Below are 25,934 nucleotides of genomic sequence, written 5' to 3'. Positions count from 1 at the left end.
CAGTGGCCCGATGGCCAACATGTGAAAGAATCGGGCCATGGCCAGTACCTGCTCCCCGCGTCAGTCCGACTCGCCGCCGCGCTCTGACTCGCTGCCGCACTCCGGCCCGCCGCGCCACCGCGTCGTGGTCCTCGCGCTGGACGGCGTGATCCCGTTCGACCTCGGCATCCCGGCCCGGCTGTTCGGCGCGGCGCGGGACCAGGACGGGCAGCCCCTGTACGACGTGGTGACCTGCGGGTTGTCGGCCGGGCCGGTGGCGACCACCGAGGACTACCGGCTGTATGTCGAGCACGGTGCCGAGGCGCTGGCCACGGCCGACACGGTGATCGTGCCGCCGGCCTACCCGATCGTGGACGAGATCGCCGACGGCGCCGCGCTGTCGCCGGAGCTGGCGGCCGCGCTGGCCGGCATCCGTCCGGAAGCGCGCAAGGTCGCGCTGTGCACCGGCGCCTACGTCTTCGCCGCCGCGGGCCTGCTCGACGGCCGCATGGTGACGACGCACTGGAATCAGGCCGAGCACATGGAGGAGCAGTTCCCGGCGCTGTCCGTGGACCCCAATGTGCTGTTCATCGACGACGGCGACATCCTCACCTCCGCCGGCGTCGCCGCCGCGATCGACCTGTGCCTGCACCTGATCCGCACCGACCACGGCAGCTCGGTGGCGAACTTCGCCGCGCGGGCCTGCGTGGTGCCGCCCTCGCGCGACGGCGGGCAGGCGCAGTACATCGAGCGTCCGATGCCCGCCCCGACCGCGGCCGGGACCGGACCGGCGCGCGCCTGGGCACTGGAGCGGCTGCACGAGCCGCTGACGTTGCAGGACCTGGCCGGGCAGGCGCGGATGAGTATCAGGACCTTCACCCGCCAGTTCCGCACCGAGACCGGGCAGAGCCCGGGGCAGTGGCTGACCCGGCAGCGCGTGGATCTGGCGCGGCATCTGCTGGAGGCGACGGATCTGCCGATCGACCGGGTCGCGGAGCGGGCCGGGTTCGGGACGGCCACGTCGATGCGGCAGCACCTGCGGGCTTCGGTGGGGGTGTCGCCGCAGGCTTATCGGCGGACGTTCGCGCGGGTGTGAGGGCTGCTCACACCCGCGCGCTACTCTCCCGCGCTCCCCCGCCCATGCCAGGACTCCCACAGCCCGGCGTAAGCGCCGCCGGTCGCGACCAGTTCCTCGTGGCTCCCCAGCTCGGCGATCATCCCGTCCTCGACCACCGCCACCCGGTCCGCGTCGTGCGCGGTGTGCAGCCGGTGCGCGATGGCGATCACCGTCCGGCCCTCCAGCACTGCCGCAAGGGAGCGTTCCAGGTGCCGTGCGGCGCGGGGGTCGATCAGCGAGGTCGCCTCGTCGAGCACCAGCGTGTGCGGGTCGGCCAGGACCAGGCGGGCCAGCGCCAGCTGCTGCGCCTGGGCCGGGGACAAGGTGTGGCCCTCGGCGCCGATCGCCGTCTGGAGGCCCTCGGGCAGCGCCTCGACCCAGGCCAGCGCGTCCACCGCGGCCAGGGCGTCGCGGACCTCGGCCTCGGTGGATTCCGGACGGGGCAGCACCACGTTCTCGCGCACGGTGCCGGCGAACACGTGGTGTTCCTGGTTCACCAGCGCCACTTGGCCGCGCAGGTCCGCGAGCGGCAGTTCCACCAGCGGGACGCCGCCGACCGCGACCGAGCCCGCGCTGGGGCCGTGGATGCCGGCCAGCAGGCGGCCGAGGGTGGACTTGCCCGCGCCGGAGGGGCCGACCATGGCCAGGCGTTCGCCGGCGTGCAGGGTCAGGTCCACACCGTGCAGGACTTCGCGGCCCGGGATGTAGGAGTAGCGCACGTCGCGGGCCAGCATGTCCTCGCCGTCGGGCTGTTCGCCGGAGGCCTCGCGGTCGGCCGGGACGCCGGCCACGCCGAGCAGCCGGGCCAGCGAGGCGCCGCCCACCTGGAGCTGGTCGGCCCAGGCCAGCATGTCGTCGATCGGGCCCATGATCTGCTGCATGTACAAGGTGGCCGCGGTGACCTGGCCGAGGCTGAACCAGCCGTGGATGTAGCCCAGGCCGCCGAACAGCAGGGTCAGCGCCACCGGCACGATGTAGCAGGACTCCGCGGTCGGCCAGAACCCGCAGCGCAGGCGCAGGGTGTAGCGCTCGGCCGCGAACTGGGCCCGGATGTCGTCGTCGGTGCGCTCGATCCGCTGCCGCTGCCGGCCCAGGGCCTCCACGGTGCGGGCGCCGTCCACGGTCTCGGCCAGGCCGTCGGTCATGTCCGCGTAGCGCGCGCTCTCGGCCAGGTAGCCGGCCGGCGCGCGCTTGAGGTACCAGCGGAACACCGCCGCGATCGGCGGCACGATGACCAGCAGCGGCAGCACCGCCCACGGGCTGACCAGGGCCAGGGCGCCGATGGTGAGCAGCACGGTGACGATGGCGACCAGCGTGGTGGGCAGGCCGTAGCGGGCGGCCATGCTCAGGCTGTCCACGTCCCGCGAGGACCGCGACAGCAGGTCGCCGCTGCCGGCCCGCTCCACCACGGACAGCGGCAGCTCCAGCACCCGGGAGACGAAGTTCTCGCGCAGCTCGGCCAGCACGCCCTCGCCGAATTTGCCGGCCGCCAGCCGCGCATAGCGGGTCAGCACTGTCTGCAGGACGAGGAAGAAGGCGATCAGGCCGACGATGGTGTCCACGTGCCCGGAGGTGGTGCCGTGCTGCACACCGTCGATGAGCGAGCCGAGCAGCCGTGGCCCGAACAGCCCGGCCAACGCGGCCAGCGCGAACAGGCCGATGGTCAGTACCAGGTCGCGGCGGCGCTTGCGGGCGATCTGGCCGGCGTAGCGGCGCACCTCGGGATAGGTCGCCACCGGCAGCGCCTCGCGGCCGGCGGACGTGGTCGGTGCCGCAGGCGGGGTGGGAGACAGCGCCATCTCAGTCCTCTTCCCTGGTCACGGTGGCCCGGTAGGCGGGCACGGTCGCCAGAAGTTCGCGGTGCCGGCCCTCGGCCGCGGCCCGGCCGCCGGCCAGGAACACCACGCGCTCGGCCCGGTCGAGCATCAGGGGGCTGGTGGTGAACACCACGGTGGTGCGGCCGGCGCGGGCCGCGGCCAGCCGCTCGGCGATGCGCGCCTCGGTGTGCGCGTCCACGGCGCTGGTCGGCTCGACCAGCAGCAGCACCTCGGGGTCGGCGAGCAGCGCGCGGGCCAGGCGCAGCCGCTGCTGCTGGCCGCCGGAGAAGGAGCGGCCGCGTTCGGCGACCACGGCGTCCAGGCCCTCGGGCAGGGCCTCGATGATGTCCTCGGCCGCGGCGGTGTGCAGCGCTGAGGTGAGGGCGCCGTCGGCGTCGGCGCCGCCGGGCCCGGCCAGTTCGTCGGCCAGGCGCCCGGCGAACAGCCGCGCGTCGTTGTCCGCCACGAGGACCCGCTGCCGCACTCGGTCCAGGGGCAGGGTCTCCAGCGGTACGCCGTCCAGCGTGACCCCTTCGGCGGCCCGGTAGCGGCCCAGCCGATCGGCCAGCTCCATCGCCTCGGCGGAGTCCGCGGCGGCCACCGCGGTGAACGAGCCGGGCTTGAGGCGCAGGCCGGAGTGCTCGTCGGCGAGCGCGCCGGTGCCCTCGGCGTCCCCCGCCGAGCCCGAGTCCTCGGCCAGCGGATGCTGGAGGGCCAGCACCCGGACCACCTTGCCGGCCGCCACGTGCGCCCGCAGGAACCGGCCCCAGGCCTCGGTGATGGTCTGCAACGGCACCACCAGGAACGCGGCGTAGCCGTAGAAGGCCACCAGCTGCCCGGCGGTGATGTCATGGGACAGCGCCAGCCGGGCCGCGAGCCAGGTCACGCCGACCACGAACAGCCCGGGCAGCAACACCTGCGCCGAGTCCAGCACCGACTCCACCCGGGCCACGCGCACGCCGGCGAAGCGCAGCGACTGGGACTGGGTCCGGTAGCGGTCGGCGAACTCCGGCTCGCCGCCGATGCCGCGCAGCACCCGCAGCCCGGCCACGATGTCGTTGGCCCGGCCGGTCAGCTTGCCCTGGAGGGCGCGCACCTCGCTCTGCCGCCGGTGCATGGGCTTCAGGAGCGGGCCGACCAGCGCCATGATCAGCGGCACGCCGATCAGCACCGTGAGCCCGATCCGCAGCTCGGAGCGCAGCAGCAGCACGGCCACCACCACGATGGACACCACCGCGCCGACGAACCGCGCGCTGACGTCCATCGTGGCGCCGATGCTGGAGGCGTCGGCGGTGCCGATGGCGACCACGTCGCCGGTGCCGATCCGGCCGGGCAGGGTGGCGCCGAGTTCGGTGGCGCGCTGGGCGGTGAGCTGCACGGTGCGGTAGCCGGCGGCCAGCCAGTTGGTGACCGCGCAGCGGTGCCGCAGGATCCCGGCCAGGCCGGTCAGGCAGCCCAGCCCGAACACCACCAGGGACCAGTGCCACAGCTCGCGGGAGTCCTTCGCGCTCACCCCGACGTCGATGGCCTTGCCGATCGCGGCCGGCATCAGCGCCTGGCTGAGCATCCACACCACGCCCCAGAAGGCGCCGAGCGTCATGCTCGTCCACTGCTTGCGGACGAGCCAGAACAAGTACCGGGTCGCCGATCTGGTGTCGGGGAGGCCGGGGTCCGGTTCGGGGAGGCGCCGCATGATCGCCACGGTAATAGGCGCTCCCGGGAGCAGCCACTGGTTTTAGAGGGCGGAAAGCGACTATTCGCGGCGCATTGAACGCAGTTGCCGCACAGTGAACGTATATGGCCGCGGAACCGCGTGGCCCCTACAGCTGGACGTTGCAGCCGTTGAGCGTGCCGGCGCCATCCGTGCCGGCCCAGAAGATCGCCAGTGCGTCGAGGAGCGGCCGGTAGAGCAGCGTGGGCGCGGCGATACTGGTCTCAGGCAGGGTGTACACGGCGCCGATCGGGTCTGTGCCGTTCCGGATCGCGTCCGGGTTCACCGGTGCGACATTGAGTTCTCCCGCGCCGTCGATCCCGGTCCAGGCGATGCACAGCGGGCCGCCCGGGTAGGCCTGCTCGATCGAGGAGGGTCCGAATCCGCTGCTCTGCGGCGACTTGACCACCGCCGCGGGCAACGGAAAACCCTGTCTCACCAAGGCGAAGGTGAGAGCGCCGTCCGAGGCGGTCCAGGCCCACAGCGTCTCGCCGTCATCGGTGTCGCGCGCCTGCGCCGGTCCCCGGGCGTCGAAGATGAACTCCGACGTGCTGGGCGCGCCGAAGACCAGATCCCCGGTCTCCTCGATGAGGACGGACCGGCTGTTCTGGTCCAGGACGCCGAGCTGGTTGACGTCGCTGTGGCCGGCGCCGGTCCAGACCGGCCCGGACGTGGCCGACACGCTGTCCCCGGCCACCAGGGCACGGCCGACGATGTGGCCGGTGAGCTGCCAGTCGCTGGTGTCCACGCCGAGGTCGGCGACGTTGAGCGAGTGCGCGCCGTTGATTCCGGCCCAGGCGAGCTGGGCCGTATAGCCGGTTGTCAGGGTCCTGCTGAGAGCGGGTGCGTGGTCCGATGAGTCCGACAGGACCGTCGATCGCAGTGCCGTCCCCGCCAAACCGCCGGACGAGCCGGTCACGTTCGCGACCGTCAGGTTCCGGCTGTTCTGATTGCCGCGCCAGGCGATGATCAGGTTGCCGGCCAGCTCCGCGACGGCCGGTCCGGCCGTGCTCGTGGCGTCCCACCAGGTGACTTTGTTCGATACCGATGACATGGCTTCCCCCCTGGTCTGTCACCATCACACCGCCGGGGCGGGCTGTCCAGGAGGGATTGCCCGGTGAAGCAGATATCTGAGACCGTTCACAGCCTGCGTGGTCGGCCGGCGGTTCGGCATACCGCGAATCGTCGCACTTCGCGCTCTTAGCCGTGCAAACCGCCCCATCACCACCGACGGGAATCGAACACGTTATTCGAGGCTTGACTCAGGTCCCCGGCTCCCGGTTGGATGAGCCCAGCCATGGCGCCACCCGTGGCGCCACCTGCGGTCGCACCATCACAGCACACACCTTGCAAACCGTCCGCCCATACCCTGTCAGCCTTGTCGCGAGGGGCCGTCTTGAGGATCACGCGCAGGCTCGGCGTCCTGGTCGCCGTCCCGCTCGCCGCGGTGTCCGGCTTCGGCGCCGTGGCGTTGACCGCCTCGGCCGGGCAGGCCTGGCGCAGCGAGCGGCTGTGGTCCCTGATGCACACCTCGGACGCCGCCGGGAAGCTGTTGTGCCGGTTACAGGACGAGCGCACCGCGATGGCGCTGCTGCTGACCTCCCGCCCGGCCCGGATGTCCCCGGACGTCGACAGCCGGATCGCCGAGACCGACGCCGCGCTGGCCGTCTACCGGCAGCAGATCCGGTCGATGCCGCGGATCTCCCCGGGGACCCGCAATCTGCTCTCCCGCATCGACATGGACCTGTCCCAGCTGACCACGCTGCGCGCGCAGATCAAGGCGCAGGCCGCGCCGGCGCTGTCCACGGTGGTGTTCCAGTACCGCATCGCGATCGCCGACCTGGACCAGCTGCGGACCTCGGTGATCGGCGACGGCGGCGCCTCGCAGCCGGTCGCGACCCGGCTGCAGGCCGCGGACCTGCTGTATCAGGCCTCTGAGGCGACCGGCCAGGAGGAGTCGGACGTGCTGCGGGCGGCGGTCGGAGGGCCGCTGACCCCGGCCGCGTTCGCCGCGATCGCGCACGACCGGCAGTCCTACAGCGACGCGATGGAGGCCTTCGACGACCAGGCCCCGCCCGGCTGGAGCGAGCGTCCGGACCAGGCGATGACCAGCTCGGCGATCCTGACGGCGCAGCAGTTCGAGGACCAGATATCCCGGCTGTCCCCCGGCGATCTGCTGGATCCGGACAAGAACCTGTGGGTGCAGACCATGGGCGCCCGGCGGGCCGCGCTGGACTCGGTCCGCGAGGAGATGGACCTGGCCTCGATGGCCGCGGTGGCCCGGCTGCGGGACCGGGCCGAGCACATCGCCGAGGTGGAGGCCGCGGCGGTGGCCGGCACCGCGCTGCTGGTGGTGATGATCAGCCTGCGGCTGGGCCGGCCGATGATCAGGGGCCTGCGACAGCTGCGGGACGCCGCGAACGCCGTCGCCTTCCAGGGCCTGCCGGCCGCGGTCGAGGAGTTGCGCACCACCGAGTCGCTGACCGGCCGCACCCCCGAGGAGTTCGCCGACCACGCCGGCGACGCGCTGCCGCTGGGCACCGGCCGGGGCGACGCGCTGAACGCGAACGACCCGAAGGACGAGCTGGCCGCGGTCGCGCGGGCCTTCAACTCGGTACACCGCGAGGCTTTGCGCACCGCCGCCGAACAGGTGCTCCTGCGCGCCGGCGTGGGCGCCACCTTCGTGGCGCTAGCCCGCCGCGGCGAGCGCCTGACCGGCGCGCTGACCAGCGAACTGGACCGGGCCGAGCGCTCCGAGCAGGACCCGGACCGGCTGGCCCGGCTGTTCGTGCTGGACCACCTGGCGGCGCGGATGGCCCGGAACAACGAGAGCCTGCTGGTGCTCGGCGGCGAGGGCTCCTCGCGGGTGCGCGAGCGGGCGGTGACGCTGCTGGACGTGGTGCGGGCCGCGCTGGGCCGAATAGAGCGGTACACGCGCGTGGATCTGGAGAGCGTCGACTCCGCGATCGTCATCGCCCCGCACGCCGTGGACCACCTGGTCCATCTGTGTGCTGAGTTGCTGGACAACGCGACCGCCTTCTCCGCGCCGGACAGCCGGGTCACGGTCGAGGGCCACCGGATGACCGACCGGGTGATCATCCAGATCGCCGACCGGGGCCTGGGCATGACCCCGGACCGGCGCGCGGAGCTGAACGCCCAGTTGGCCGCGCCGCGCCAGGTGGACAGCTCGACGGTGCGGGCGATGGGCCTGACCGTGGTCGCGCACCTGGCCGCCTGGTACGGGGTCGAGGTCGGGCTGCGGGCCCGGCCCGGCGGCGGGACCGTGGCCGAGGTGGGGCTGCCGTGGACGGTGGTCTCCGAACACAGTGGTTCTGGGCTAGCCGATGGTGGCCTTGAGGCCGATCCGGTGCGGGCCGAGGCGGAGGCCGGGGCCGACTGGCCGGAACTCCCGTTCCCGGACCTGGAACCGGACGATGCGCGAGCGGACGCCGAAGACGTGCCGGTCGCCGGTCTCGCGGGGACCGGCTCAGGGCTCATCTCAGGGCTCATCTCAGGGCCCTTCTCAGGGCCCGCAGAAGCCATCGCGCCGATCGTGGTGGCCGCCAACGGCGGTGGCCATGTCAATGGTGTGATCCACGCCAACGGCGGCGGCGAAGTCAACGGCAACGCCGCGCCGGACCCCGCCGCGGTCGTAGAATCACAGGACACTGCCAACGCCACGACCCTGAACGGCCTGCCCGTCCGCCGTCCCAAGGAGAACCTGCCGGCCAAGGCCCGGCGGAACCCGGCGCCGCCGGCACCGGCCCCGTCCCCAGCATCCGCACCGTCCGGCGAGCCCGGCAGCCACCCCGAGCCCGCGCAGAAGAAGCCCCGCATCGACCGGGACCCCGAACACGTCGCGGCCACCATGGCCGCCTACGCGCGCGGGCTGACCGGCCGCAGCGGGCCGAAATCGCAGTGACGCACACCCTCACGCCGTCCCCTAGCCCCACAGGAACCCTCCCCCATGAACGAACCCGCACCTGATCTGCACGGCAGTCTCGACTGGCTGCTCAACGACTTCGCCCACGGCACCCCCGGGGTCCGGCACGCGCTGGCGGTCTCCGCCGACGGCATCGTGGTGGCCACCTCCCGGGACCTGGACGAGGAGCAGGGCGAGCAACTGGCCGCGGTGGCCGCCGGCCTGGTCAGCCTGCTGGCCGGCGCCGCGCGGCTGCTGGACTCCGAGCCGGTGCGCAACAACCTGACCGAACTCGGGGACGGATTCCTGTTCTCGATGGCGGTCAGCGACGGCGCCTCACTGCTGGTCTACACCGAGCGCGAGTGCGACATCGGCCAGGTCACCTACGCCATGGCCGAGCTGATCAACCAGGTCGGGGACTCGCTGACGCCCACCGCGCGGGCCCGGATGCTCTCCGACGGACACCGGCCGGGGGCGCGCTGATGGCGGCGCCCACGATCGCGGCGAAGATCGTCGTCGCCGGCGGCTTCGGGGTCGGGAAGACCACGCTGGTCGGCGCGGTCTCCGAGATCCAGCCGCTGACCACCGAGGCCGAGATGACGCAGGCCGGGATGGGGCTGGACGACGTCCACCTGATACCGGCCAAGCGCAGCACCACGGTGGCGATGGACTTCGGCCGCATCACCATCGCCGAGGACCTGATCCTGTACCTGTTCGGCACGCCCGGCCAGGAACGCTTCTGGTTCTTCTGGGAGGAGCTGTCCCGCGGCGCCCTGGGCGCGGTGGTGCTGGCCGACGTGCGCCGGCTCGGCGACGCCTTCGCGGTCATCGACTTCTTCGAGGACCGCCGGATCCCGCACGTGATAGCGGTGAACCAGTTCGACGGCGCGCAGGTGTACGGGCACGAGGAACTGCGGCAGGCGCTGGCCCTGGAGGACGACACCCCGTTGCTGATCTGCGACGCCCGGCGCCGGGACTCGGCCAAGGGGGTGCTGGTGACGCTGCTGGAGCACGCGATCACCCAGCAGCGGGGGCGCGAGGAGCCGCCGGCCGACGACCGGATGAACTGATGGCCGCGGCCCGGGTCGTGGCCCGTCAGGGCTCTGATTTCCGCCAGGACCGCCCGCCGTACCGCCGGCGGGCCTTCGCGGCGCTGCTGCTGGCCGCCGCCACGGCCGCCACCGCCGGCTGCGGGTTCGGCGGCGGGTTCGGCGCCGTCGCCTACGGCGACCCCGAGGGCCGCCCGGACAGCCGCACGCCGATCCCGGTGGGGCTGCTGCTGGCCTCCTCCGGACCCAACGGCCCGGCCGGCAGCGACGTCCGGGACGGGTTCGGGCTCTACGTCGCCCAGCACGGCGGCCGCCTCGGCGGGCGTCCGGCCCGGGTGACGGTCTCCGACGAGGGCCCGGACCCGGAGACCACCGCGACCGCGATGAGCTCGATGCTGTCACACGGCGCGCAGGCGATCGTCGGCCCGATCGACTACGCCGGCTACGAGGGCGTGGCGCCGCTGGCCGACGCCGCGCACGTGCCGCTGATCGGCGTGGTGCCGCAGCCGGACGTGACCGACATCAGCTACATCTGGAACGTGGCGTTCCTGTCCACCGAACCGGGCACCGCGATCGCGCCGTTCATCAACGCGCACGTGAAGACCCCGGTCTTCGCGATCGGCGGCAACTACCCCGGCGAATGGGAGCAGGTGCGTGGGTTCACCGACGCCTTCACCGCGATCGGCGGCAGACTGGCCAACCCGCAGGGCCAGGCGACGTTCACCCCGGCCTCCGGGACCACCGACTTCACGCCGTATCTGGCGGCCATCAAGGAATCCGGCGCGAAGGCGGTGTACTGCGCGTTCACCGGCGCCGAGGCGGTGCGCTTCGTGCAGCAGTACGCGCGCTCGGCGGTGAAGGACGTGCCGCTGTTCGCCGTCGGCCTGGTCACCGACGGTCCGCTGCTGAAGCAGGAGGGGCCGGCGGCCACGAACATCACCTCGGTGCTGAACTACTCCCCCGACGTCGACACCGCGGCCAACCGCACGTTCGTGTCGGCCTGGGCCGCCGGGCACGACGGCCAGGAGCCCAGCGTCTACGCGCTGACCGGCTACGACGCCGCGGCACTGCTGGACGAGGCGGTGGCCACGGCCGGGCCGAACGCCGGGGCCGCGGCCATCAACGCGGCGATCGGGTCGCTGGGGCGGATCGACAGCCCGCGGGGGGCCTGGCAGCTGGCCTCCACGACGCATGCGCCGATTCAGAAGTGGTACCTGCGGCGGGTGCAGGTGGACGGGACGTCGCTGGCGAATGTGGAGATCGAGGAGTTGGCGACGCTGCCGGATTGATCGGCGGCATGTGCGGACTCTGATTTTAGGGGACTGAGATGGTCGGCGGGATACGGATCGGCGTGGTCGGCGGGAGCATCGCCGGGTGCGCCGGGGCACTGGCCGCGGCGCGAGCGGTGCCGGATGCCTCAGTAGTCGTCTTCGAACGCTCCTCCGGCGAGCTGCGCGACCGCGGGGTCGGGATCGGGATCCAGCAAGAGCGGTTCCGCGAACTGGTCGAGGCCGGGTTCCTGGATCCTTCGCTGCCGTCGACGATCAACAAGGCCCGGCAGTGGTACGCGCTCGACAAGCCCGGCCCGGACTCCGGGCTCGGCAAGCTGATCGCCTCGCATCCCTTCCCGTTCAAGGCCTACAACTGGGGCCACCTGTACCGGTTGCTGCATGATCGGCTGCCGTCACAGGTCGACTACCGCGAAGACACGCGCGTCGTCTCGGCGGCGGCGAGCGAATCCGGCGCCTCGGTGACACTGGCCGACGGCAGCATCGAACACTTCGATCTGCTCCTCGGCGCCGACGGCTACCGCTCGGTGGTCCGCGAGGCCATGTTCCCCGGCGTCGTCCCCGACTACGCGGGCTACCTGTGCTGGCGCGGCATATCAGACTTCGCACAGGTCGAGAAGCTGCTGCCGCCGGAGGCGTTCTTCACGATCGGCTTCCCGCACGGGCACCTGGTCTCCTACCCGATCCCCGCCGACGACGGCCGCGTGCTCTACAACTGGGTGCTGTACTCGATGATCCCGCCGGATCTGGCCGACCTGCGCACCGCGACGAGCATCCCGCCCGGCGCCGTCTCGGACACCCTGCTGGACTTCATGGACGCCCTGCTCACCCGCGAACTCCCGCCGGTCTGGGCCGAGACCGTCCGCAAAACGGCGCGCGAGGACGTCTTCATCCAGCCCATCTACGACTTCGAAGCCCCCGCCCACGCCGAGCACCGCATGCTCCTGCTCGGCGACGCGGGCGCCGTCAGCCGCCCGCACGCCGGCGCCGGCGCGGTGAAGGCGATGCAGGACGCGGCCACCCTGCTGCGCCTGTGGCCCGCCGCCACCGGCCTGGACGACCTCGCCGCCCGCTACGACGCGGCCCGACGCCCCGCCGACCACGCCGTCGTCGCCCTGGCCCGCCGCATCGGCCAGGCCCAGGTGCTGGACGCGGTGGACTGGGCGGCGTTCGAGCAGGAGACCTTCATGCCCTGGCTCACCGCGCAGATGGAGCTGCCGGACGGGACGGAGATCGGCGGCCGGGGGCTGTGAGGCCCACCGCCACGCGGTAGCCGAGCCTCAGGGGCTCGTCACCACCTGCCCCGCGTAAGACAGGTTCCCGCCGAACCCGAACAGCAGCACCGGCGCCCCGGCCGGGATCTCCCGCCGCTCGACCAGCTTCGCCAGCGCTATCGGGATCGAGGCGGCGGAGGTGTTGCCGGAGTCGATGACGTCCTTGGCGATCACCGCGTTGACCGCGCCGAGCTTGGCCGCCAGCGGTTCGATGATGCGCAGGTTGGCCTGGTGGAAGACGACGCCGGCCAGGTCCTCGGGGGCGATCCCGGCCCGGTCGCAGACCCGGCGCGCCACGGCCGGCAGTTCGGTGGTGGTCCAGCGGAAGACCGTCTGTCCTTCTTGGGAGAAGCGGTTCGGACTGCCCTCGATCACCACCGCCCGGCCGCGTTCGGGGACCGAGCCCCACAGCACGGGGCTGATGCCCGGTTCGTCGGCGGCGGTGACGACCGCGGCGCCGGCCCCGTCGCCGACCAGGACGCAGGTGCCGCGGTCGGTCCAGTCGGTGACCCGGCTCATGAAGTCGGCGCCGATGACCAGGGCGGTGCGGGCCTGGCCGCAGCGGATGGCCTGGTCGGCCAGCGCCAGGGCGTGCGGGAAGCCGGAGCAGACCACGTTGACGTCGATGGTGGCCGGTGCCTTCAGGCCCAGGCGGGCGGCCACCCGCGCCGCGGTGTTGGGGCTGGCCGCGCCGGCGGTGCTGGTGGCGACCAGGACCAGGTCCACGTCGGCGGCCTCGGTGCCGGCCCCGGCCAGCGCCTTGGCGGCGGCCGCGGCGGCGAACTCGTCCACGGTCTGCCCGGGCTCGGCGATCCGGCGGGTACGGACCCCGACCCGGCTGGTGATCCACTCATCGCTGGTGTCGACCATCTCCGCCAGGTCGGCGTTGGTCACGACACGATCGGGTTGGCTGTGGCCGAGGGCGGCGATCCGGGAACCGGGCACGCGACGCTCCTTGTCTGCTCGCGGGACGGTTGTTCCCTACTGATCCTCGCGTGCTGAGATCGGTCACCCCGGTCACGGAAGCTCCAAGCGCTTCGTGTCGGCTCTGGGGGGTTCCCCCATAGGCACGGCAAGAAGCGGCGAGAAGCCCGGCACCCCGCGCCGCAAAGCGCGAGGTGCCGGGCTTGGCAGGCCTATACGGCAGGCTTATGCGGGCTCTACGCGTATTCCGGGGTCATGGCCGCGGCCAGCCGCCGGTGCTTCTCCGCCTCGCCGGCGAGCCCCTGCCGCTCCAACGTCCGACCGAGCATCAGCCGAGCATACGAGTCAGCCGGATAGTCGTCGAGCGTCGCCTCCAGCACCTTCCTGGCCCGCCCCAATTGTGCGGACGCGAAGTACGCCGAGGCCGACACGCGGCGGATGTTCGGGTCCTGACCGTGCTCGGCCAGCAGCGGCTCCAGCAGGACCAGCGCGCCGAGCGGATCAGACAGTGCGATCAGCTCCTCGGCCCAGCGCAGCCGCTCGACCTCGGCCGGCAGGTCGAGCACCCGGACGGTCGCGCCTGAGGCGGAGTCACCGGAGTCAGCCGAGTCACCGGCCTCGCGCAGGAACTCGCCGATCGTCGCCGGGGACATCGCGAACTCCAGCAGCTCGCCCCCGACGGCCAGCGTCGGCGAGATCGTGATCCCGCGCGCCTTGCCGATCAGCAGCAGCTCGCGCAGCCGCGCGCGCCCCGCGTCCGAAGCCAGTGCCGCCCCGCCCCCGGGGAACCCGGAACGCTCCGCGACAGCCGCCAGCTCGGCCCGGTCCCGCACGTCGTGCGAGGCCAGCAGCTCGGCCGCGACCCGGCCCTGCAACGCCGCGCCGCCGTGCTCCTCGGCGAGCACCAGCAGCCGCAGCGCGTCGCGCGCGGCATCGGGGTCGGCGGGCTCGGTCAGCAGCGGACGCCACACGATTTCGGCGGCGACGCCGGTCCCGGCCAAAGCCACGCGCAGCCGCTCGGCCGCGACGTGGGTCCACGGGTTGGCGACGTCGGCCCACATCTCAATTCGCATAGCGAACTAAACAGCGGCCGAGGCGGGATTCATTCCCGCCGCCGACCGACTGCCGGCTGAGCGCGCTTCCAGACGCGAGCAGGTCGCAACCCGATCAGGTCCCAACCGGATCAGGTCTTCCCGACCACGGCGCGCTTCAGCGGACAACCGGCCGCGTTCAGGCCGACTCCGAGGCCTGCCGATCGGCGCTGTCGGCATCGTCCTGCCGATCGGCGCTCTCGGCATCGAGCTCCGCGATGGTCTTCTCCAGCCAGGCCCGGTCCGCCTTGCTACTCGCCGCCGCCAGCTGCAACATCCCGCGGCGGAACCGATCGGTCATGTCGCGCACCCGCAGCGGCCGGCCGTCGTCGTCGTAGAAGAAGCTGCCCGGCGCGTCCATGAACGCCAGCCGGCGGCGCAGCACCCGCGCCTGGTCCGCCGGGTCCGGCAGGCTGCTGAGGAAGGCCAGCAGGATGAAGAACGAGTGCCGGTCGGTGATCTCCACGTCGGCCGGCGCGCGCAGCCGGCTCAGCAGTTCGGCGCGTCCGGCGTCGGTGAGGCTGAGGACCTGGCGCGGCGCGCCGCGCTCACCGGGTTCGGCCCGGCGGCTCAGGTACCCGGCGGCCTGGAGCCGCTTGATCGCCGGATGCAGCGCGCCGTCGCTGACCGGGCGGACGTGGCCGCTCAGGCCGGAGATGCGGGCCTTGAGGTCGTAGGCGTGCAGCGGCTCCGCGAACAGGAAACCGAGGATGCACAGTTCGAGCACGGGCCCTCCGAACCGGTACAGCTCACCGCCGCGGCGGTCGCGACGCCGCCAATCATACCTCGATCAGAGTTGACACGAATAGAGTTAACTCTTATAGAGTTATAGTCATGACGAGCACCCAGTACTTCCGCACCCACGACGGCATCCGACTCGCCTACCTCGACACCGGCGGCGCCGGCCGTCCGGTCCTGGCGCTGCACGGCGCCTACGGCCGTGGCCGCTCCATGCTCGGGCTGGCCGACCACCTCGGCCCGGACCAGCGCGGCCCCGGCTACCGGGTCATCGCCCTGGACCAACGCGGCCACGGCTTGTCCGATCACGCCTCGGACTACGGCCGCCAGGCCTTCATCGGCGACATCACCGCCCTGATCGAGCACCTGGACCTGGGCCCGGTGGCGATGGTCGGCCACTCCCTGGGCGGCATGAACGCCTACCAGGTCGCCGCACGCCACCCGGAGCTGACCTCGGCCGTGATCTCGGTCGACGCGCCGGTCTCGTTCCACGCCCCGGCCAACACCGCGTTCAACAACTTCCCGGCACGCTTCCCCAGCCTGCGGGCCCTGATCGCGGCCCTGGACTTCATCGACGAGCCCCGGCACTTCCTGGAGAGCGTCGTGGAGGAGCCGGACGGCTGGCGCTTCCTGTGGCAGGCCGCCGACATAGCGGCGGTCAAGGAAGGAATCATCGGGGACTGGTGGGACGAGTTCGCCGCCGTCCAGCAGCCGATGGTGGTGATCCGCGGCGGCCGCAGCCCGATCATCCCGCCGGAACAGGCAGCGGAGATGGCCCGGCGCCGGCCGCAGACCGAGCTCGCCGTCGTCGACGGGCACCACGACTTCTACATCACGCACGCCGCCGAACTCGGCGCCATGGTGCGGGAGTTCCTGGACCGGAACATCGGCGGGGCGGGTTCGCCAGCTCAGCAGCCGCAGGCCGCAGCCGGCACCGCTGCGACTGCGACCGCGACAACTGCTGCGACTTCGGCGGCCGTGACCGCGACCGCGACCGCCACCGTCTGATCCGCGCCGAGCGCGTCAGTGCCGCCGCGCCCGCTGCGATTCCTACAACTCCTCCAAGCCCCGGGGTCCTACAAACCCTTGGGCTGCGTCCCCGAGAACCGGGCCTCGACCGCCGCGTACACGCTCTGCCGCGTCGGCTCCAAGTCCAGTTCCGGCAGCCCCTCCTCCGGCGCCCGTCCGGCGAAGGCCGTCGCGTACATGGCCCGCCCCTGCGGCGCCGGGGCCCCGCCGGTCGACAGCCCGGTGTCGGCCAGCTCCAACAACGCCGTGAGCTGCGAACCCAGCGCGTCCGCGTACTCGCGGGCGCGCCGGATCGCCTCGCCGACCGCCTCGGTACGGGCCTGGCGGTAGACCTCGGAATCGCGGCGCATGCTCCAGATGGGGCCGTCCAGGGACCGGCCGGGGCCGTCGGCGAGGTTGGTGATCATCTCGCCCAGGACGTTGAAGTCCTTCACCACGACCCGGACCCGCACCGAGCCCTGATACGGCCCGATCTTGTCAGTGCGCTTGCTGCGGTGCTCCGGGTACACCGCGATGCGGCCGGTCTCCAGCTTCTCCAAGGCCTCGCCGTAAGTGCCCTTGAGCTGGGCCAGGAGTTCCTTGTTGCGCTGGGTGAGCTGTTCCAGGGTGGTGCGGCGGTCCTTGTCCCGGGCGCTGACCGTGACGGCGATCTCGCACAGTTCCGGGTCCGCCTCGATGGACGCCTCGCCGCGGACGCTGACGATGATGGGGGTGGTGCTCGCGGTGGTGCTGGGGGCTGCTTCCGGCATGCCCCCAGTCTGCCGCAGCGGCGCCGGATCGGCGTCTCAGGACCGCACCAGCCGGGCGATCGCCTCGTTCGCCTCCTTGACCTTGGCGTCCGCCTCCGGCCCGCCGGTGGCCAGCGCGTCGGCCACACAGTGCGCGACGTGCTGCTCCAGCAGCCCGAGCGCGACCGACTGCAGGGCCTTGGTGGCCGCGGAGATCTGGGTGAGGATGTCTATGCAGTACTTGTCCTCGTCGACCATCCGCTGCAGGCCCCGCACCTGCCCCTCGATGCGGCGCAGCCGCTTGTTGTAGTCGTCCTTGCGGTCGGTGTAGCCGTGCATGACCCGCATCCCCATCCGTCGTCGTCGCCCTGGAATCATACCCCCATGGGGTAACCGGTCAGCCGGCTCCGGTGTTCCCACCGCCTTCTACCCACAGTAACGGGCTGAACTGCGCCGACCCGTAAGATTAACGCCATGAGCCACACCGATTCGGGCACCGTCCGGCCCATCACCATTGTCGGCAATCCGGTGCTGCACCACCCCTGCGCCCCGGTGGAGGAGTTCGGCGACGAGCTCGCGACGCTGATCGATGACATGTTCGCCTCGATGTACGCCGCCGAGGGCGTGGGCCTGGCCGCGAACCAGATCGGGGTGGCGCTGCGGGTGTTCGTCTACGACTGCAACGACGACGACGGCGTCCAGCACGTCGGCCACATGGTGAACCCGGTCCTGGTCGAACTGCCGGCCGACCGCCGCCAGTTGGACGACTCCCCCGAGGGCTGCCTGTCGGTCCCCGGCCCGCACCACGAACTGGCCCGCCCCGACTACGCCGTGGTGACCGGCGTGGACCTCAAGGGCGAGCCGATCACCGTGGAGGGCACCGGCTACTTCGCCCGCTGCCTCCAACACGAGTTCGACCACCTGGAGGGCCGGCTCTACATCGACCGGCTCGGCAAGCGACAGCGCAAGAACGTGCTGGCCGAGATGGAGCGGATGCAGGCGGAGAAGGCTGAGAAGGCGCAGAAGGCGGCGGTCGCCGAGGCCGCGACACCGGCCTCGACCGCCGCCAACTGAACTGCGCAGACCACGTCGAAGGGCCCGCTTCTGCGGGCCCTTCATTCATGCTGTCAGCAGTTTCAACCCCCGCCACGCGCGGACTTGGAGTTCCCGTTCGCCTGCGGCAGCGGACCGCCGATCGTCCCGCCGGTGGGCAGCGAGAGTGAGGGCACCGAGGGCTCGGACTGCGACGTGCTCGGCACCGAACTCGGCGTGCTCTGCGGGCTCGACGGTTTCGAAGTGGTCGACGACGTCGCGCCGCCGCCGGAGGACGTGGTCGAGGTCGGGTTCGACGGCAGGTAGCCGTTGGTCGGGGCCGGCGGCGAGGGCTGGCCGGTGCCGCTCTGGGTCGGCGTCGTGCCGTCGCCGGACGTGGTCGCCCCCGAGGACGGGCTCACCGGATTCATCGGCGAGGCCTGGCCGTTCTGCGCGCTGAACGTGAACGGCTGCGCGGTCGTACCGGCCACCGCCTTGTTCATGTAGGCCGACCACAGCGGCGCGGCCACCGCGCCGCCGCCGACGGTGTCCTTGCCGGCCATCCCGTTGATCGTGGTCAGCGCGCCGCCGGGGGTCTGACCCCAGACCGCGACCGCGGTGGACAGCGTCGGGGTGTAGCCGACGAACCAGACCGAGCCCAGCTTGGTCCCGTCGCCCGGCAGGTCGGTGGTGCCGGTCTTGCCGGCCACGTCGCGGCCGTCGGACAGCTGCGCGCCGGTGCCGGAGCCGTTGGTCACCACGCCCTGCAGGGCCTGGGTCACCTCGTCGGCGATACCCGGGGTGAAGGCCTGCTTGGCCAGGCTCTGGTGTTTGTAGACCGTCTTGTCGCCCTGCACGACGCTGGTCACCGTATACGGGTCCACCTGCTGGCCGTGCGCGGCGAAGGTGCCGTAGGCCGCGGCCATCGTCTCGGGGTTGGTGGCCACCACCCCCAGCGGCAGGGCGGGCAGCGACTGCTCCTGGGCGGTCACCGGGACGCCGGCGGCGCGCGCCGCGTCGGCCACCTTGCTCATCCCGATCTGCTGGCCCATCTTGACGAACACCGTGTTGATCGACTGGTTCAGCGCGTCCTGCACCGAGACCTGGCCGTAGCTGGTGCCGCCCTCGTTCGGGATCACCGCGTCGGAGTTCGGGACCTGGTAGGGCGAGTCGCCGTCGAAGGTGTCGCCGACGGTGCCGCCGTTTTGCAGGTAGGCGGCCAGGGCGAAGGTCTTGAACGACGAGCCCGGGGACAGCGTGCCCTGCCAGGAGGCGTTGAAGGCCTGCTTGGCGTAATCGTCGCCGCCGTACAGGACGCGCACCGCGCCGTCGCCGGGGACGACGGTGGCGATCGAGGTGTGCACGTTGGCGTCCACCGCGCGGGTACCCGGCTTGAGCTGGCTGGTGATCTGCGCCTGCACCGCGGCCGCCGCGTCGTCCTGCATCTTGGCGTCGAAGGTGGTGTAGATGGTGTAGCCGCCGGTGACCAGCTGGTCCCGGGTCAGACCGGTCTTCTGCTCGGCCTCGCTGATCGCCGCCTCGACCAGGTACGGGGACTGGTCGTCGGTCTGGCTGCTGGGCCGGGGCCACAGCGCCAGGGCCGGGAACTGCTGCGCGGCGCGGTCGGCCGGGCTCAGTTTGCCCATCTTGACCAGGCCGTCGAGCACGTAGTTCCAGCGGGCCTGGAGCTTGGCCATCACGGTCGGGTCCTTGGGCGCCAGCTCATAGTAGGACGGCGCGTTCACCAGCGCGGCCATCACCGCGCCCTCGGCCACGCTCAGCTGGCCGACGTCCTTGTTGAACCAGGCCCGGGCGCCCATCTCGACGCCGGAGGCGCCGCGGCCGAAGTACACGGTGTTGAGGTAGCCCTGAAGGATCTGGGACTTGGACTGCTGCTGGGAGATCTTCAGGGCTATGACCGCTTCCTTGGCCTTGCGGGTCAGGGTGCGCTCGTCGGTGAGGTAGGCGTTCTTCACGTACTGCTGGGTGATCGTGGAGCCGCCCTGCGTGGAGCCGCCGCCGAGGTCGTTGACCAGGGCGCGGGCCGTGCCGGTGACCGAGATCGCGCCGTCGGACCAGAAGTTGCGGTCCTCGGCCGACAGGAACGAGTCCTGCACCGGGACCGGGACCTGGGCCAGCGGGACGTCCTGGCGGATCTCCGGACCGCGGCGGCCGAGCACCACGCCGTGGTCGTCGAGCACGGTCAGGTGCTGCTGGGTCACCGCCTCGTTCATCGGCGGGATCTGGACCGACGCGTAGACCGCCCAGGCACCGCCGGTGACCAGCAGCACGAACGCGATCAGCGTGGAGGCCACCAGCCGCCAGGACGGCAGCCAGCGGCGCACCCCGGTCTTGCCGCGGCGGGGATAGTCGATCACTCGTTTCCCACCCAGGGCCATGGAAGACGGCTCCTTGTCCAGGCACCTGCCGAGCCGGCCGATCCCTTGCGGTCATTGTCGTCGAACGTCAACACATCAGAACATCGCGATCTGAAGAAAGCGAAAATATCGGGGGGAATCGGACGTGATCCATCTCTCGTCACCGTCCGCCACCTCGCGCTTCCCCGACGACTAGTTGCGAACTCTTCGCAACTGCAAAATAATCGCAACCGGGGCGGGCGGGTGTCCTCCCCGGCCGCCGACCCCGGCGGCGTACCGCTTTTCGACCCCAGGGAGCGTCCAGCGCCATGACCGCGACCACAGCAGGTGGCACTGAAGGCACCGGCGCGGGCCCCGCGACCCCGGGTACCGGCGGCGCGGGCGGCACCGCGGCCGGCGGCTCCCGGCTGGCCCGGATCCGGGCCAGCCTGACCCCGGCCGAGTGGGGCCGGATGGGCGGGATGTTCGGCTTCATCGCGCTGCTGCACGTGGTCGGCTGGGGCATCCTGGCCGCGATCGTGGTGCCGGGCCACTACAAGCTGCAGGGCGGGCTGTTCGGCTTCGGCACCGGCCTGACCGCCTACACCCTGGGCATGCGGCACGCCTTCGACGCCGACCACATCGCGGCCATCGACAACACCACCCGCAAGCTGATGGCCGAGGGCAAGCGCCCGCTGTCGGTCGGCTTCTGGTTCTCCCTGGGCCACTCCACGATCGTGGTCCTGCTGACGCTGCTGCTGGGCCTGGGCCTGAAGGGCCTGGGCGTGCAGCTGTCCGACGACAAGTCCGAGCTGCACAACTTCGGCGGACTGATCGGGACCGCGGTCTCCGGCTCGTTCCTGTACCTGATCGCGATCATCAACCTGGTCGTGCTGGTCGGGATCCTGAAGGTGTTCCGGCAGATGCGCCGGGGCCAGTTCGACGAGGCCACGCTCGAGGAACACCTCAACAACCGCGGCCTGATGAACCGGTTCCTGGGCCGGGCGATGAAGGCGGTCAACAAGCCGTGGCAGATCTACCCGGTCGGGGTGCTGTTCGGACTGGGCTTCGACACCGTGACCGAGGTCGGCCTGCTGGTCCTGGCCGGCACCTCGGTGGCCTCCGGCCTGCCCTGGTACGCGGTGATGTGCCTGCCGGTCCTGTTCGCCGCCGGCATGTCGCTGCTGGACACCATCGACGGCTCGTTCATGAACTTCGCCTACGGCTGGGCCTTCTCCAAGCCGGTCCGCAAGGTCTTCTACAACCTGACGATCACCGGGCTGTCGGTGGCCGTGGCGCTGATCATCGGCACCATCGAGCTGCTGAGCATCCTGCAGGACAAGCTGAACCTGACCGGCGGCTTCTGGGACTGGATCGCCACCGTCGACCTGAACAGCATCGGGTTCGCCATCGTCGGGATGTTCCTGCTGGTCTGGCTGGCCGCGATGGCCGTGTGGAAGTTCGGCCGGATCGAGGACAAGTGGACCGCCGCGCTGCCGGTGGCCGAGGAAGTTACCGACCAGTAGGATCATGGCATGACCGCAGCAGAACAAGAGCCCTTCGACGTCGGCGCCTTCCTGACCGCCGCCGTCCCCATGGTCGGCACGCTGGCGCTGGAGTACGTCGAGACCACCGCGCAGCGCGCCGTGCTGAAGTTCCGCGACCAGGCCGCGTACCGGAACCACGTCGGCGGACCGCACGCCGGCGCGATGTTCACGCTGGCCGAGTCCGCCTCCGGCGCGATCGTCACCGCCGCGTTCGGCCACCTCATGGCTGAAGCCACCCCCCTGCCCACCACCGCCACCATCGACTTCAAGAAGGTCGCGCGCGGTGACGTCACAGCCACCGCCACGCTCGGCCGCCCCGTGGACGACATCGTGGCCGAGCTCAAGGGCGGCACCCGCCCCGAGTTCCCGATCCACGTCGCCATCCAGCGCGACGTCGACGACGCCGTGACCGGCGAGATGACCATCGTCTGGACGCTGCGGCCCAACAGCTAGCACTTACTCGACAACTAGCACTCACTCATAGAACGCCGCAGCCGCTGATTAAGTTGCTTTTCCTCGGTACGCGGGCCCGCCGGACGATCTTACGGTCCGGCGGACCCGGGCGCGATTCAGGGTCCGGAAACGCTCCGGACCCGCGGAATCGTCAGGACTCTTCAAACCTCGTCAGGGCATGGACAACTCTCAGGACCCGCAGAGCCGTCAGGACACGCAGAGCACAGAGCCCTGAGCCACCGCGCTGAGCACCTGTGCGCCGTCCTCCGCCACGGCGTACAGGTCGCACCGGCACACGGCCTGGCGGCGTCCGGTATACGTCACCTCGGCCTCGGCCAGCAGCGTGGTCCCGGACGCGGGGCGCACGTAGCTGATGGTGACGCCGCTGGTGAGCACTTCCGGGCCCAGCGTCGTACCGGCGGCGAAGGTGATGGCGTTGTCGGCGGCGTAGGCGAGCACGCCGCCGTGCAGAAACCCGTTCTGCTGCTTCAGATCCTCGCGGATGGGGACCGCCAGGATCGCGCGTCCCTTCTCGAAGACCTCCACCCGAGCCCCTAGGAGAACGCTGAACGGTTGGGCGGCGAGCACCTTGCGCGCCGTGTCGATGTCGAGGGTGACCATGGACGACCATTGAGCGGTGCGCGGGGCCCGGCGTCAAGTTTCAGGCCGGGGACCCCTCCCCGCCGGCGCCGGTGGCCTGGGCTTTGAGTTTGCGCCAGCCGCCGGCCCGGTTGTTCGCGACGATCTGCGCGAACATGGCGGCCAGCGGCCCGGCCGGGAGGTCTTCGCCCTCGTACACGGCGACGCAGCGCGCGGTCTTGTTGTCATGGCCGCCGGTGATGATGCCGTCGGGGTCCGGCACGATCGCCCCGTCGTAGAGGAAGACGTTGACGTGGTCCTTGGTCCCCAGCAGCGCGCAGACGTTCCCCTTGAGCACGAAATAGGGCTGCACGGTGCGCTTGACGGTCTCCTCGACTTCCGGGTCGGCCGCGTGGACGAGGTCGCGCACCTGGTGGCAGACGTCCCGCTGCCACCCGGGCAGGGCGTCGATGTAGGCATCGACACGGGGATCCTTGGCATAAGGCATGCCGCCATTGTGGGCACGCGGCCGGGACCGCGCGCCCCGAAACCCACAGAGGCCCCCGGGTGCCGTAGATTCCAGACGTGGATCCCGACACCCTGCCCACCCCGTTACCCCGCGGCAACCACGGCCTGAGCCGCGAGGACGTCAGCGCGGCGCAGCGCGGGCGGCTGCTGACCGGGATGCTGGAGGTCGTCGCCGAGCGCGGATACGCCGCCGCGACCGTCGGGGCGGTGCTGTCCCGCGCGCACATCTCGCGGCAGACCTTCTACGAGCACTTCGCGGACAAACAGGACTGCTTCCTGGCCGCCTTCGACCGCTCGGCGGACAACTTCGCCCGGCTGATCGAGCAATCCCTCGGCTCACCGGCGGATCCACCCCTGTCCCGCCTGGACCGGATCCTGGAGGCCTACCTGGGCGCCCTGGCCGGAAACCCGACCAACGCCCGGGTCTTCATGATCGAGATCTACGCGGCCGGCTACCCGGCGGTCTCCCGCCGCCTGGCGCGCGCCGAGACCTTCGCGATGGTCCTGGCCGAAGCCGTCACGATCGGCCGGCACTGGCGCGGCGGCCTGGACCCGCTGTTCGTGGCCCGGTCGGTCACCGGCGCGGTGAGCGGCCTGGTGACCGAGCAGATCAACTCCGGCGACATCGCCGGGCTGCCGGAGCTGCGCCCGCGGATCGTGGCTTTGGTGGCGGCGCTGCTGGAAGGCGAGGACGCCTGACCGGGCCGGGCCGCCCCTCCGCGACCCGACCCGGCCCGAACCGGGCTGGAGTTGTCCAGCCCGGTCGACTCAGTGCCGCAGCAGCAGGTTCACGTCAGTGAATTCCTAGTTACGCACAGTTATATACTGTATAATCGTGACGTAAGGGACATAGCGTTCAACCATCACAGAGCCCGCAGTCCAGCCTGGACACGTTCAATGAGGCGTGCACCGGTCGAGCTGGCGGCGGTACCTCTGTCCGCTTCCGCTTCGGTAGCGTTCCGGGTTTCGGTAGGATCGCCAGCTCCGCCCACACCCACTTGCCACCGCTCTGTGCACGGTAGAAGTTCCACCGTCGGCTCAAGGCCTCCACGATGAACAGTCCTCGACCGCTTTCATCGAGGTCTTCCGCACCGTTAACCACCGGCGCGGTGGTGTCTGAATCCCATACCTCAACGATCAGGCCATCACGCAGGACGGCTAGCCGCAGCTGGAGCATGGCGAGACCTGTCAACTCTGGGAAGCGAGGCGACGGTTCGATGATGCCGGTCATCTTCACGGCATTCGTCACCAGCTCGGAGGCGATGAGTTCAGCATCGTCGATCAGGTGCGGGAGGGCCCACGCCTTCAAGGTGGAACGGACGAACAACCGACCACACCCGACTGCTGTTGCCACGGCTGCCAGGTTGATCGAGCTCGTCATAGGCGGCCGCGGACTACCCATGGCCGGCTGCTGTTTGGTCGCGTTGTTCATGGTGTTTGCCGACGGACGATTGATCGTTGTAGTCATCAGGGTTGGTCCCGTCCGCGTCCATGCCTTGGGGGTGGCGCGCTCGATCTCGGATCGTTGCTGCGCAGTCAAGGAGCTGATCCGCGAACCTGAGCTCTTCTTCGCGGCTGATGTCGCCCCAGAGGATGCCCACGGCGTACCGGCCCGTGGTTGCCGCAATGGCTCTGAGCTGGACGAAAATCAGCTCATCGTGATCACTCACTAGAGGCCGCCCGATGTGGCGTGGGGGTTGGCCTCTAGTCGCGTGTGGTCATGGACGAAAGGCTGGTCGCCCGTTCCTTGAACGAACACGGCCGCTCCGGTTGCGATGGGAGGCAGGGCAAGCGGACGCGCGTTTCATCGTCCGTCTCTGGAGAGTAAAGAGAGACGACGATGTTGACCAGAAAGTTTCTCGGTATTTCTAGAAGCACCACGAAGGAGTGAGGGCAGGGGAAATCACTCGCTACCCTCTGCGTCTTCGGGGACAAGATCCTCGATCACTCGGTTGATGATCGCTCGGGCTGCTCGCCCGTAGCTGGCGGCTCCGGCCAGCGACTCAAAGATGCCGCTATACAGGGAAATCTCTTGCGGCTGAGCAAGGTTCAGTTCCGCCGAGAACGTCTCGACCATCACGCGGTCGTTGTCGAGAATCCAGAAGCCGTGAGCCGGTGCGACTACGTACGTGCTCTCAAACCCGATGATCCCGAGCTTCATGTTTGGCAGGGACGTCAGGGAGGTGAGTCGATCCAATTGCCCGATCATCACCTCGGGCGGACACAGCCGGTACCTGAGCGCCGCCTCCGTTAGAACCAGGTGAAACCGCTTGTCGGGCCGATACAGGATCTCTTGCCGCTGGACCCGAGCGGCTACCGCCTCGTTGATGTCGTTGCGCACCTTGAAGACCGTGATGCTCTGGGCGAAGCGGAACCGCGCGTACTCAGCGGTCTGAAGAAGCCCAGGGATAAAGGTGGACTCGAACGCCCGGAAGAGTCGTGTCCGTGCATCAAGTTCTGCGATCGCTTGTTGGTGCGGCTTCAGTCCTGTCTTGAGCTGCCGTTGCCACTCGGCATGCTGGATTTCGAGGGTGTGCAGTGAGGCAAGCAGCGCCTCAGTCTCTCCGTCGCTGGTGGTAGCTCTAGTCCAACTGCGGATGTCGTTATCGGTCGGTGTCTGTCGGCCGTTCTCCAGCTTGGAGACCTTAGACGATGGCCATGACAAAGACTCCGCGAGCTGCCGACCACTCATGCTGGCCTGTTGGCGTAGCTCGCGGAGTCGCTTGCCCAGTGCGTCACGTGCTTCATGCACGTTGGTGACACCGGTCGG

At 70.7% G+C, this 25,934-nt stretch carries 24 protein-coding genes; 11 read left to right on the top strand and 13 right to left on the bottom strand.

Annotation, left to right across the window (positions count from 1 at the left end):
- Positions 1-37 precede the first annotated feature (37 nt).
- Positions 38-1,075 carry a GlxA family transcriptional regulator gene (locus KGQ19_RS20600; RefSeq protein WP_212010830.1) on the top strand — a complete coding sequence of 346 codons (1,038 nt, stop codon included), beginning with the start codon at positions 38-40 and terminating at the stop codon, positions 1,073-1,075.
- Positions 1,076-1,095: 20 nt separating this feature from the next.
- Here the strand turns inward: KGQ19_RS20600 and KGQ19_RS20595 are convergent, their stop codons facing one another.
- The 3 genes from KGQ19_RS20595 to KGQ19_RS20585 all read right to left on the bottom strand — a co-directional run bounded on the left by KGQ19_RS20595 (position 1,096) and on the right by KGQ19_RS20585 (position 5,678).
- Entirely contained in the window at positions 1,096-2,895 is a 1,800-nt protein-coding gene (locus KGQ19_RS20595; protein WP_212010829.1) for an ABC transporter ATP-binding protein, read from the bottom strand.
- Position 2,896: 1 nt separating this feature from the next.
- Positions 2,897-4,606, bottom strand: coding sequence for an ABC transporter transmembrane domain-containing protein (locus KGQ19_RS20590; RefSeq protein ID WP_212010828.1), 1,710 nt, complete (start codon positions 4,604-4,606; stop codon positions 2,897-2,899).
- 127 nt (positions 4,607-4,733) lie between these two features.
- A complete protein-coding gene (locus KGQ19_RS20585) occupies positions 4,734-5,678 on the bottom strand; it encodes a hypothetical protein (protein WP_212010827.1) in 945 nt (314 codons plus the stop codon).
- A 342-nt stretch (positions 5,679-6,020) separates the two neighbouring features.
- On the opposite strand from KGQ19_RS20585, the gene KGQ19_RS20580 reads away from it, so the two are divergent.
- Genes KGQ19_RS20580 through KGQ19_RS20560 form a run of 5 tightly spaced genes read left to right on the top strand, consistent with a single transcriptional unit; the run spans position 6,021 to position 12,137 of the window.
- On the top strand, positions 6,021-8,546 hold the full coding sequence (locus tag KGQ19_RS20580; protein WP_212010826.1) for a sensor histidine kinase: 2,526 nt from the start codon (positions 6,021-6,023) through the stop codon (positions 8,544-8,546).
- 45 nt (positions 8,547-8,591) lie between these two features.
- A complete protein-coding gene (locus KGQ19_RS20575; RefSeq protein WP_212010825.1) occupies positions 8,592-9,029 on the top strand; it encodes a roadblock/LC7 domain-containing protein in 438 nt (145 codons plus the stop codon).
- On the top strand, positions 9,029-9,616 hold the full coding sequence (locus KGQ19_RS20570; RefSeq protein WP_212010824.1) for a GTP-binding protein: 588 nt from the start codon (positions 9,029-9,031) through the stop codon (positions 9,614-9,616). Before KGQ19_RS20575 ends, KGQ19_RS20570 begins: the two co-directional genes overlap by 1 nt.
- Positions 9,616-10,884 (top strand): ABC transporter substrate-binding protein, encoded by a 1,269-nt coding sequence (locus KGQ19_RS20565; RefSeq protein ID WP_212010823.1) that lies wholly within the window; start codon positions 9,616-9,618, stop codon positions 10,882-10,884. Before KGQ19_RS20570 ends, KGQ19_RS20565 begins: the two co-directional genes overlap by 1 nt.
- A 38-nt stretch (positions 10,885-10,922) precedes the next feature.
- Positions 10,923-12,137: an FAD-dependent monooxygenase gene (locus tag KGQ19_RS20560; protein WP_212010822.1), complete on the top strand. Its 1,215-nt coding sequence runs from the start codon at positions 10,923-10,925 to the stop codon at positions 12,135-12,137.
- Positions 12,138-12,164: 27 nt separating this feature from the next.
- On the opposite strand, the gene KGQ19_RS20555 is transcribed toward KGQ19_RS20560, so the two are convergent.
- From KGQ19_RS20555 to KGQ19_RS20545, 3 genes are all read right to left on the bottom strand, one after another.
- Positions 12,165-13,103: a beta-ketoacyl-ACP synthase III gene (locus KGQ19_RS20555; protein WP_212010821.1), complete on the bottom strand. Its 939-nt coding sequence runs from the start codon at positions 13,101-13,103 to the stop codon at positions 12,165-12,167.
- Between the two features lie 215 nt (positions 13,104-13,318).
- Complete coding sequence (locus KGQ19_RS20550) at positions 13,319-14,143, bottom strand: tetratricopeptide repeat protein (RefSeq protein ID WP_212010820.1); 825 nt, start codon at positions 14,141-14,143, stop codon at positions 13,319-13,321.
- A 169-nt stretch (positions 14,144-14,312) separates the two neighbouring features.
- Positions 14,313-14,900: a PadR family transcriptional regulator gene (locus KGQ19_RS20545; RefSeq protein WP_212010819.1), complete on the bottom strand. Its 588-nt coding sequence runs from the start codon at positions 14,898-14,900 to the stop codon at positions 14,313-14,315.
- A gap of 107 nt (positions 14,901-15,007) precedes the next feature.
- Here KGQ19_RS20545 and KGQ19_RS20540 point away from each other — a divergent pair, with 107 nt between their 5' ends.
- On the top strand, positions 15,008-15,919 hold the full coding sequence (locus tag KGQ19_RS20540; protein WP_212010818.1) for an alpha/beta fold hydrolase: 912 nt from the start codon (positions 15,008-15,010) through the stop codon (positions 15,917-15,919).
- A 68-nt stretch (positions 15,920-15,987) separates the two neighbouring features.
- Here KGQ19_RS20540 and KGQ19_RS20535 read toward each other — a convergent pair whose 3' ends face one another.
- Together KGQ19_RS20535 and KGQ19_RS20530 are read right to left on the bottom strand one after the other, a co-directional pair.
- A complete protein-coding gene (locus KGQ19_RS20535; RefSeq protein ID WP_212010817.1) occupies positions 15,988-16,689 on the bottom strand; it encodes an SIMPL domain-containing protein in 702 nt (233 codons plus the stop codon).
- A 36-nt stretch (positions 16,690-16,725) separates the two neighbouring features.
- Positions 16,726-17,007 carry a metal-sensitive transcriptional regulator gene (locus KGQ19_RS20530; RefSeq protein WP_194892553.1) on the bottom strand — a complete coding sequence of 94 codons (282 nt, stop codon included), beginning with the start codon at positions 17,005-17,007 and terminating at the stop codon, positions 16,726-16,728.
- 135 nt (positions 17,008-17,142) lie between these two features.
- On the opposite strand from KGQ19_RS20530, the gene def reads away from it, so the two are divergent.
- Entirely contained in the window at positions 17,143-17,742 is a 600-nt protein-coding gene (gene def / locus KGQ19_RS20525) for a peptide deformylase (protein ID WP_212010816.1), read from the top strand.
- Positions 17,743-17,804: 62 nt separating this feature from the next.
- Here def and KGQ19_RS20520 read toward each other — a convergent pair whose 3' ends face one another.
- On the bottom strand, positions 17,805-20,099 hold the full coding sequence (locus KGQ19_RS20520; protein ID WP_212010815.1) for a transglycosylase domain-containing protein: 2,295 nt from the start codon (positions 20,097-20,099) through the stop codon (positions 17,805-17,807).
- A gap of 287 nt (positions 20,100-20,386) precedes the next feature.
- On the opposite strand from KGQ19_RS20520, the gene nicT reads away from it, so the two are divergent.
- A complete protein-coding gene (nicT, locus tag KGQ19_RS20515) occupies positions 20,387-21,583 on the top strand; it encodes a Nickel transporter NicT (RefSeq protein ID WP_230419036.1) in 1,197 nt (398 codons plus the stop codon).
- Between the two features lie 9 nt (positions 21,584-21,592).
- Positions 21,593-22,057: a DUF4442 domain-containing protein gene (locus KGQ19_RS20510; RefSeq protein WP_212010814.1), complete on the top strand. Its 465-nt coding sequence runs from the start codon at positions 21,593-21,595 to the stop codon at positions 22,055-22,057.
- Positions 22,058-22,264: 207 nt separating this feature from the next.
- On the opposite strand, the gene KGQ19_RS20505 is transcribed toward KGQ19_RS20510, so the two are convergent.
- Both KGQ19_RS20505 and KGQ19_RS20500 read right to left on the bottom strand, forming a co-directional pair.
- On the bottom strand, positions 22,265-22,678 hold the full coding sequence (locus KGQ19_RS20505; RefSeq protein ID WP_212010813.1) for a PaaI family thioesterase: 414 nt from the start codon (positions 22,676-22,678) through the stop codon (positions 22,265-22,267).
- A gap of 40 nt (positions 22,679-22,718) precedes the next feature.
- Positions 22,719-23,144, bottom strand: coding sequence for a DUF1801 domain-containing protein (locus KGQ19_RS20500; protein ID WP_212010812.1), 426 nt, complete (start codon positions 23,142-23,144; stop codon positions 22,719-22,721).
- Between the two features lie 77 nt (positions 23,145-23,221).
- Here KGQ19_RS20500 and KGQ19_RS20495 point away from each other — a divergent pair, with 77 nt between their 5' ends.
- A complete protein-coding gene (locus KGQ19_RS20495; protein WP_212010811.1) occupies positions 23,222-23,863 on the top strand; it encodes a TetR/AcrR family transcriptional regulator in 642 nt (213 codons plus the stop codon).
- 157 nt (positions 23,864-24,020) lie between these two features.
- Here the strand turns inward: KGQ19_RS20495 and KGQ19_RS20490 are convergent, their stop codons facing one another.
- Both KGQ19_RS20490 and KGQ19_RS20485 read right to left on the bottom strand, forming a co-directional pair.
- On the bottom strand, positions 24,021-24,704 hold the full coding sequence (locus tag KGQ19_RS20490) for an ATP-binding protein (protein WP_212010810.1): 684 nt from the start codon (positions 24,702-24,704) through the stop codon (positions 24,021-24,023).
- 363 nt (positions 24,705-25,067) lie between these two features.
- Positions 25,068-25,916, bottom strand: coding sequence for a helix-turn-helix domain-containing protein (locus KGQ19_RS20485; RefSeq protein WP_212010809.1), 849 nt, complete (start codon positions 25,914-25,916; stop codon positions 25,068-25,070).
- Positions 25,917-25,934 lie beyond the last annotated feature (18 nt).

This window comes from Catenulispora pinistramenti (genome assembly GCF_018274385.1).
In the GTDB taxonomy this organism is placed as follows: Bacteria; Actinomycetota; Actinomycetes; order Streptomycetales; family Catenulisporaceae; genus Catenulispora; species Catenulispora pinistramenti.
This window is presented reverse-complemented; position numbering and strand designations above follow the sequence as displayed.